Here is a 9,271-nt window from a genome sequence, read left to right as displayed (position 1 = left end):
GGAAGAAGGCGCTAGAAGCGTTCTGGGCAGGCAAGCTTGAAGAATCAGAGTTCCATGGCAAGCTTCAAGAAATCCGTTTGAATCATTTGCGCAAGCAGCAGGAGAAAGGCATCGACCTTATCTCGGTCAATGATTTCAGCTATTACGATCACATTCTTGATACAGCAACGATGTTCGGGATCATTCCGAAGCGCTTCACTTACGAAGGCGGTTCAGTACCACTGTCGGTTTATTATGGCATTGCCCGCGGAACGAAGGATGCAACGGCAAGCGAAATGACCAAGTGGTTTAACACCAACTATCACTACATCGTACCTGAACTGGACGGAGCAGCACCTGTACTTACAGAGAATAAGCCGCTTATCGCATATTTGGAAGCTAAAGAAAAGCTCGGTATCGAGGGAAAACCCGTTATTGTCGGCCCATTAACTTTCTTGAAGCTGTCCAAAGGATATAGTCAATCAGAGACGGATGCTTGGCTGGATCGATTGCTGCCGCTTTATGTGCAGATCCTGCAAGAGCTTGAAAAAGAAGGCGTTCAGTGGGTACAAATAGATGAACCAATTCTGGTAACAAAACTTAGCGATGCTGATCGCAGTCGCCTAAAAAATATTTATACCACGCTTGCTGCATCGGTAACTAATCTAAACATCATGCTGCAAACGTATTTCGAATCCGTAGAAAACTATACTGACATCGTTGCGTTGCCGGTCAAAGGAATTGGGCTTGACTTCGTACACGGTTTGTCCGTAAACTTGTCATCCATTAAACAATTTGGCTTCCCTCAGGACAAGGTTCTAGGTGCAGGAGTCATTGATGGCCGCGGCATCTGGAAAGCGTCACTTCGCGATAAATTGGCATTGTTGAAAGAGTTGGCTGAAGTCGTAACGGCTGAACAGCTAATTGTACAGTCATCTTGCAGCCTGCTTCATGTTCCAGTCACAGTGCAAAATGAGACTAAGCTATTGTCTGAACTAAAGGGTGCTCTAGCATTTGCGGATGAGAAGCTGGATGAGATTGTTCTTCTTGCGAAAGCAGTTACTTCGGAAGATGCTTTCATTACTGCTGAGCTTGAGAAATGTGATGCTGCTCTAGAGGCGCTTAAGCAATCAGGCGAGCGCAATCGCAGCAGCATTCAGCAAGCCGTAGCCGCTATTAGCGTGCAGAATCCAACACGCAATCTGCCATTTTCTGAGCGTCATATTGCCCAACAGAAAAAATGGCAATTGCCGATTTTCCCAACGACGACAATTGGCAGCTTCCCGCAATCCGCAGAGGTGCGCAAAGCCCGTCAACAATGGCGCAAGGGTGATTGGAACAATGAACAATACGCTAGCTTCATCCGTGAGCAAATCGATATCTGGATTAAGCTTCAGGAAGAAATCRGACTGGATGTACTCGTGCATGGCGAATTTGAACGGACAGATATGGTTGAGTTTTTCGGTGAGAAGCTTGCGGGCTTTGCGTTCACTCAGTTCGGTTGGGTACAGTCGTATGGCTCCCGCTGCGTGAAGCCGCCAATTATTTTTGGAGATGTAGCGTTTGAAGAAGCAATGACTGTCGAGGAAACGAAGTATGCTCAGTCGAAGACTGAACGTCCAGTTAAAGGAATGCTTACGGGACCGATCACGATCATGAACTGGTCGTTCGTCCGTGATGACATTACGCGTGAGCAAATCGCTTACCAGCTTGCCTATGCGCTTAGACAAGAGGTAGAAGCGCTTGAGCAAGCGGGCATTGGGATGATTCAGGTTGATGAGCCTGCGGTTCGCGAAGGTCTGCCGCTTAAGGAAGAAGACCAAGCCAACTATTTAGCTTGGGCTGTCAAAGCTTTCCGTGTGACTACATGCACGGTTCAGGATACGACGCAAATTCACACGCATATGTGTTATTGCGAGTTCCATGACATGATTGATTCCATTGAAGCGATGGATGCAGATGTTATCTCCATCGAGACTTCACGCAGTCATGGTGAATTGATTCATAGCTTTGAGCTGAATACTTACAAGCTGGGTATAGGTTTAGGCGTATACGACATCCACAGCCCGCGTATTCCGCGAGTGGAGGAAATGACGAGTATGATCGAACGCGCTTTGCGTGTGCTTGATCCGAAGTTATTCTGGATTAACCCAGACTGCGGACTTAAAACACGTGGACTCGAAGAAACCGTTGATTCCTTGCGCAATATGGTTGAAGCGACACAGATCGCCCGTGCGAAACATTCTTTGCAGGTGTAAGCTAGGTTAATAATAAAAATCACAGAAGAGCAGGCTGCCACGGCAGCCTGCTCTTTTTGATAGGATCAGATCCGATTTTGTTTATAAATAAACTAGAATTAGACTGATTTCTCAAATATGATACGATAAACGAAACGAATTGATTTTAAAAGGAATGAATATCATGGATAAGCTTCATACCGCCATAAGTTTAAGAGAAGCAGGGAAACTGGAAGAAGCCAAGACATTGCTGATAGATTTAGTCAAAGAAGAGCCGCAGAACGCTTCAATATGGTATCAACTAGCTTGGGTTCATGATGCTATGGGACTCGAAAGGAAAGCCGTCCCTTTTTATGAAAAATCATTGGAACTAGGATTAGTAGGTAAAGAAAGAGAAGGGGCATTGTTAGGCCTAGGAAGTACATATCGTACTTTAGGCATGTATGATGAATCAAAACGTATATTTGAAGCAGCAATAAAAGAGTTTCCAGAACGTAGAGAGTTTCAGGTGTTTTATGCGATGGTTCAATACAACTTGAAGGCTTACGACAAGGCAATGGAAATTTTATTGAAGCAATTAGCCGAAACGAGCGCTGATGACGGAATTCAGTCGTACAAGAGAGCTGCCCTTTTTTATTCAGACAAATTGGATCAGGTATGGGATTGATCCAGTCTGCTATTTTCCAACTATACGGCGACAGACTAGGACGTCATAATGACGCCATTGTCTATCGCCGTTTTTATTTATTCGAATCAGCCGAAACAAATAAGGTTTTGTACCGTCTAACAATTAGTGTAAATTTTACCATTAAAGCGATTTGCGTTGATTTGCAGGAGGGGGAGCAATACGAATGAAACAAAATGGATTGAACTTAATAATGAGAATGGGGCGCGTCTTTCTGGCTGGATGTCTGATGTCGCAGCTGCTTGTTGGCGTCGCGTCAGCTAATACGGCGGAGAAGCTGGCATCTGGCGGCAGCGTGAACGCGAGCAGCAAGGTCGATCGTTCGCTGGCCTTCACAACAGACATGCAGGATGCATTAAAGGAAGCGGAGCAATTGCTATATGATCAGAAACCGTTTTCGGATTGGGCGGCGATCGGATTTGCAAAGAACGGCAGAGCAGTTCCAAAAGGCTTTCTGGAGGAGAAAGCAGATGTCATATTAAATAATGGCGGAAGATTTGATACGTATACAGATATGACAAGAACGGTGATCGCTTATGCTGCTGCTGGCGGCAGAAACATTAATAATATCGCTGGTCTTGATTTTTTCTCAGCCGTTTTGAACAATCCTGACCTTGAGAAGAAGGGAATATATGAACTCGTACCCGCTTATGTCGTGGCGAAGAGTTCCAGTCCCTACTCTCCTAATTCAAACCCTTTCTGGTATCCTGACGCGTTTTCTCATATCATCACAAATCAGCAGTTGAAAGATGGAAGCTGGTCCGAGTCCGTTAATGGGAAAGGTAGTGCTATGGCAACGGCTGTAGCTTTGACAGGATTGTCACTCATTTCGAGAACGCAAGATCGGGAGCTGACGGAGTCAGAGCAGAAAGCGCTGGAGTGGCTGCGCATGCAGCAATCAATCGACGGCGGCTTCGACTTCAGCACAGCGGCGACAGCACAGGTTATCATTGCACTGTCATCGCAACGAATGGACGCTGCTGCGTTCGCGCAGCAGGGAGGCGCCCAGCCGCTTGATTTTCTGATGTCTCGTCGATTGGATGAAGGTGGATTCTCGGAGCGCAGCGATGGCGTTTTGGATATGACGGCGACGCTCCACGCTTATTTGGCGTTGACCGCTTATAAGCTGTATGTGAATGGCAAAGAACGGCTGATCGATGACTTGAATTTGGCTTCGGGCAGTTCGATTATTCAGATCGAGGGGCCTACAGGTACGATCGCACAAGGACGCGTTCCTAGTGGCGGTAAGGCAATAGATACAGCTCTTGCTTTCCTTAAGCAAGAAGGAATTGCCTACGAAATGAAGACAGCTTCTTCCGGGGAGAAGGCAATCACCTCGATTAAGGGTATCGACGTCCTCCAATACGGCGGAAAGAATGGATGGAAGTTCGCTGAGTACAGTAGAGATGGAAGTTGGATGTTCCCAGAAAATGCTGGCAGCGGGAATGTTCTTAGTGATAGAAGTCGATTGCTGCTTTATTATGGTTCGGACACAACTGAGGTTATCGACTTAGTCGTTGTTAATGGCTCAAATGTGAACGGCAAACTAGCAGAAGGACGGCCTTCAGCAAATTCACTTTTCGAGCTGTTCGTTAAGAAAGCAAATCGTAAATCGGGTCAACTGCCTGCGCCGAATATAACGGTGACAGTCGGTGGGAAGACGATGGTGACCGATGCGAAAGGGAAAGTGGCTTTTGCGGGAATGCCCTCCGGTGTGCATGTCGTTACGCTAACTGGGTATCGGAAGGATGCTGCGCCTGCTGTGGCCAAAAATCTTTACTATTTATCGGTCTCTGCTCCTCCGTTGGCTGACTTTAAGGATGCTAATCAAGTAGCCGGCTGGGCAAGAGAAAATATGGCACATGCGCTTTATGAAGGTTACATCCAGGGCGTAAGCGTGAAGGATAATGTACTGGCTCCGAAAAAGACGTTGTCTCGCGCTGAATTCGCAGCCATGCTGCTCCGCTTGGTACACGGCGCTACGGATCTGCCTGCTGGCAGCTCTCCCTTTAATGATGTTCCAGTGGGCAAATGGTACAGCGACGAAATCGCAAGAGCTGCAAAGCTCGGCATTACTGACCGTACATCCGGTCGGTTCGAGCCAGAGCGTACGATYACCCGCGAAGAGGCAGCGATGATGTCCGCAAATGCTGGTCGATTAGCAACCTTCGGCAGTGAGGGTCGAATGGCGTTCGGAGACATTAAGGGTCTATCCGCGACGAGTCTCCACGCTATCCAAGCCGTCAACGAGTATAAGGTGATGGTCGGCAGCGATGGCAAGTTCAATCCGCGGCAGACGCTGGTCCGAGAGCAAGCGGCGGCGATCCTTTTGAGGCTGCAGAAGCTGCTATATCCCGAGAAGTACTTAGATTGATCATGCAGCACTCTGCTCAATGGCTATGCATTCATTTTCCTATTCGAAGTCTGCAATTCACAGTTTTGGACCAGTCATACCACCCACAAACGCTTGCTCAGGTTCAAAGAGGAGAAGCGAAGGAGGAAATGGTGTTATAATCAATCTATATAAACCGAATTGCCTTGCAAAGAAATGGGAACCATCTAGGTGATAAATGGTATTTATGACTTTTTTTCATTAGATGACCATGCAATAACGAAGATAAACGACACAAGAATATAGGAGATACGATGACTGAGGAAACAGCATTAGATAAAACAGGTTGGAACTTTGACAACAGTTATGCAYGGCTGTCGGAAACATTTTTCACAAAAATGAGCCCGCCGCCTGTGCACTCTCCGCAGTTGAATATTATGAATGAATCGCTCGCAAAATCACTAGGCTTWAATGTTCAATCACTTCTAAGCCAGGACGGTACTGCTATGCTGTCGGGAAATGAAATTCCCGAAGGCGCTTTGCCGCTTGCTCAAGCTTATGCTGGGCATCAATTTGGACATTTTAACAGATTAGGGGATGGGCGTGCGCTATTGCTGGGTGAACAAATTACGCCTACAGGTGAGAGGTTTGATATTCAGTTTAAAGGTTCTGGCAGAACGCCATACTCCCGCGGAGGCGACGGCCGGGCTTCACTTGGACCGATGCTGCGCGAATATATTATAAGTGAGGCTATGCACGCGCTTGGTATTGCTACCACTCGCAGCCTCGCCGTTGTCACAACTGGCGAGCCTGTATACCGCGAAACGGAGCTGCCGGGTGCAATTCTGACCCGCGTGGCTTCCAGCCATCTGCGCGTGGGCACCTTTCAATACGTTGCCCAGTGGGGTACGGCTGAAGAACTCAGACAACTTGCTGATTACACCTTGCAAAGGCATTACCCAGAGGTTGGCGAAGCTCAAGATCGCTATCTTCGCCTGCTTCAAGAAGTAATTAAGCGTCAGGCAGCGCTAATCGCCAAATGGCAGCTCGTTGGTTTTATCCACGGTGTGATGAATACAGACAATATGTCGATTAGCGGAGAGACCATTGATTATGGCCCTTGCGCCTTTATGGATGCCTATGATCCCGAAACGGTATTCAGCTCCATTGACGTTCATGGCCGTTATGCCTATGGCAACCAACCGCGTATCGCGGCGTGGAATCTCGCTAGATTTGCTGAGGCGCTTTTGCCGCTGCTGCATGATAATGAAGAACAAGCTATAAAACTGGCAGAGGATGCGTTATCTGGATTTGCAGAGTTGTATCACCAGAGCTGGCTTAGTGGAATGAGAGCGAAGCTTGGAATTTTTAATGAAGAGCTTGAAGATGAGGCTCTAATTACAGATTTGCTTCGTATGATGCAGGAGCATGGTGCAGACTACACGAATACCTTCCGCTCGTTCACATTAGATAAACCAGAAGATACAGCACTCTTTGGCACCGAGGAGTTTGCACCATGGTATGAGCTGTGGCAAGCGAGGCTTGGCAGGCAGCCGGAATCCAAAGCTGCATCTCATCAGTTGATGGGCGCAAGCAACCCTGCGGTAATCCCGCGCAACCTTCGAGTTGAAGAAGCGCTTGAAGCCGCAGTGAAGCAAGGCGACAACCGTGTGATGGAGCAGCTTCTGAGTGTTCTTTCGAGCCCATACGATCACGCCCGCGAACGGTCTGATCATTACACGTTCCCTGGGGTATCAACTCGTCCATACCAAACTTTTTGCGGTACCTGATATAAAAAAAGCGGCAGCTCACCTCAATGGTCAGCTGCTTTTGTCTGTTCTGTGCTGTTTTTATCATTCAACACGATTTATAGTATAATGATTACTATTATATGGACGCATAACAGGGAAAGAGGGAACGAATGCCTACTATACTGGTTGCTGATGATGATGCGAACATTCGCGAACTCGTTTGTTTATTTCTACGCAACGACGGATTCGAAACGGCTGAAGCGGGAGACGGCAAGGAAGCACTGGCCGTCTATGCCTCGATGCATATTGATCTTGTCGTACTCGATATTATGATGCCGATTATGGATGGTTGGACGTTGTGCAAGGAGCTCCGAAGAAGCAATCCTGATCTTCCGTTACTTATGCTGACTGCAAGAGGCGAGACATGGGAGAAGGTGAAAGGCTTCCAGCTCGGGACGGATGATTATTTGACGAAACCATTTGATCCATTGGAGCTGACGGCTCGTGTTGGAGCTCTTCTGAAAAGGTACCGGATTGGCTCAACACAGACGATTCGGCTAGGCAGCATCATTCTTGACCGGCAGACCTATAAAGTAATGAGAGGAACGGAATCACTTGCGCTGCCGCTCAAGGAGTTTGAACTCCTTTATAAGCTCGCTGGCACACCTGGACAAATCTACACGCGTGAGCAGCTGATCGATCAAATTTGGGGGATCGATTATGCAGGCGACGATCGAACGATAGACGTACATGTTAAACGATTGCGCGAACGCTTCGCGACGACTACCGATTTTCATATCGAGACGGTGCGCGGGCTTGGCTACCGGCTTGAGGTGCACGAATGATCAAATCTTTATATACACGAGTCGTCCTCATTTTTCTAGTCTCCACGATTGGGGGCACGATCATTGCTTTTTTTGTGGCAACTTGGGCATTTGAAGAAAAATTGAGTGAAAACTCGCAAATTTTGATGCGTAATTTTGGACAAGACATCGCGCGAATTTATGAGGCCATCCCCTCACGTGATGCGGACAAGTTCGTAAGTGGAATGAAGCAGCTCAATTCCTATCATATTCGAATTTATGAAACGACGGATCGATTCCAGTCTTTCGGAGCGCTGCACGGGCATAAGCCTGCTGTAATAGCCAAGGAACAAGTAATGAAGGTACTGGCTGGAGAAATGGTTCGGGTTCGTATGAAGGGGGTTACTGTTACTTTCATAGGATTGCCGCTCAAAACAGACATGGGAACGAAAGCGATGTTTGTGGAAGCACTCTCCCCTCCATCTGCTTCTTTTGTATTCAAATGGGGATTATCTTTTGTCGCTTATGCGTTGATTACAGGCAGCTTATTTATTCTAATTGCCTCCATATTTCTAATAAGACCAATCAAAAAGCTGACAAAAGCGACTAGACGGATAGCATCTGGCGATTTCAACGTCAAGCTGAATATTAAACAAACGGGCGAGCTGGGAACGCTGGCTCGAAGCTTCGAAGAAATGATGCATGACCTGCAGCAGTTGGAGCAGATGCGCAGAGAATTCGTAACGAATGTCTCGCACGAAGTTCAGTCTCCGCTCACTTCGATATCCGGCTATGCTATAGCGCTCAAGCAAGCAAATGTTGCGGATAACGATCGAAATCGCTACCTAGATATTATTATTGCTGAAGCCGAACGGATGTCCAAGATGAGTGATAGCCTGCTAAAGCTGAGTTTGCTTGAATCACAGTCACAACAGATGCGGCTGACCGCATTTAGACTTGATGAACAAATAAGACGAATTATCGTCGCGATACAGCCGCAGTGGTCGACTCGCAATATCGATTTCGAGCTCCATTTGCCTACTGTTATTTTTTTAGCTGATCATGATCTGTTGAATCAGGTTTGGACTAATATAATCGGCAATAGCATCAAATTTTCGCAGGATGGCGGCATCATTAAAGTGAGTATCAAACAAGATATCAAAAACGTGACCGTCCGAATATCCGACAGCGGCATAGGTATTGCGCCAGAGGATCAGAAGCGTATCTTCGAGCGATTTTTTAAGGCGGATCGCTCCCACAGCCGTAAATATGAAGGCAGCGGAATGGGCCTTGCCATCGTTAAACAGATCGTATCGCTTCATCAAGGTGACATTCGAGTGGAAAGTGAGCCTGGCCGAGGAACGACCTTCATTGTCACTCTGCCAATCATTACTCCGACAGAGTAATTCGATTCGTAATGTATTAGTCGACATCGCTCGTTTACTCTATGCTGCGGCAGCATGTGCAAACTCTTTGCATGTGTT

The 9,271-nt window shown here is 47.2% G+C and carries 6 protein-coding genes; all 6 read left to right on the top strand.

Annotated elements, in window-relative coordinates; translation table 11 throughout:
* Window positions 1-2,237 (top strand): 5-methyltetrahydropteroyltriglutamate--homocysteine S-methyltransferase (metE, locus tag AC1DSE_RS23760; RefSeq protein ID WP_477528287.1); only part of this gene is annotated, 2,237 nt, incomplete at its 5' end.
* 163 nt (window positions 2,238-2,400) lie between these two features.
* Window positions 2,401-2,883: a tetratricopeptide repeat protein gene (locus AC1DSE_RS23755; RefSeq protein WP_477510338.1), complete on the top strand. Its 483-nt coding sequence runs from the start codon at window positions 2,401-2,403 to the stop codon at window positions 2,881-2,883.
* A gap of 184 nt (window positions 2,884-3,067) precedes the next feature.
* Complete coding sequence (locus tag AC1DSE_RS23750) at window positions 3,068-5,275, top strand: S-layer homology domain-containing protein (protein ID WP_477510339.1); 2,208 nt, start codon at window positions 3,068-3,070, stop codon at window positions 5,273-5,275.
* A gap of 272 nt (window positions 5,276-5,547) precedes the next feature.
* Window positions 5,548-7,023, top strand: a complete 1,476-nt coding sequence (locus AC1DSE_RS23745; RefSeq protein ID WP_477528286.1) for a protein adenylyltransferase SelO — start codon at window positions 5,548-5,550, stop codon at window positions 7,021-7,023.
* Window positions 7,024-7,154: 131 nt separating this feature from the next.
* A complete protein-coding gene (locus AC1DSE_RS23740) occupies window positions 7,155-7,829 on the top strand; it encodes a response regulator transcription factor (RefSeq protein ID WP_339204952.1) in 675 nt (224 codons plus the stop codon).
* Window positions 7,826-9,193 (top strand): sensor histidine kinase, encoded by a 1,368-nt coding sequence (locus AC1DSE_RS23735; RefSeq protein WP_477528285.1) that lies wholly within the window; start codon window positions 7,826-7,828, stop codon window positions 9,191-9,193. Before AC1DSE_RS23740 ends, AC1DSE_RS23735 begins: the two co-directional genes overlap by 4 nt.
* Window positions 9,194-9,271 lie beyond the last annotated feature (78 nt).

It is taken from the genome of Paenibacillus sp. 01L418, assembly GCF_056400045.1.
The sequence above is the reverse complement of the archived record's forward strand: the minus strand, read 5'-3'. Positions and strand labels throughout refer to the sequence as shown.

Coding starts and splice junctions, on each gene's coding strand:
- AC1DSE_RS23755 (WP_477510338.1), top strand. CDS start 2,401: ATGGATAAGCTTCATACCGCCATAAGTTTAAGAGAAGCAGGGAAACTG.
- AC1DSE_RS23740 (WP_339204952.1), top strand. CDS start 7,155: ATGCCTACTATACTGGTTGCTGATGATGATGCGAACATTCGCGAACTC.
- AC1DSE_RS23735 (WP_477528285.1), top strand. CDS start 7,826: ATGATCAAATCTTTATATACACGAGTCGTCCTCATTTTTCTAGTCTCC.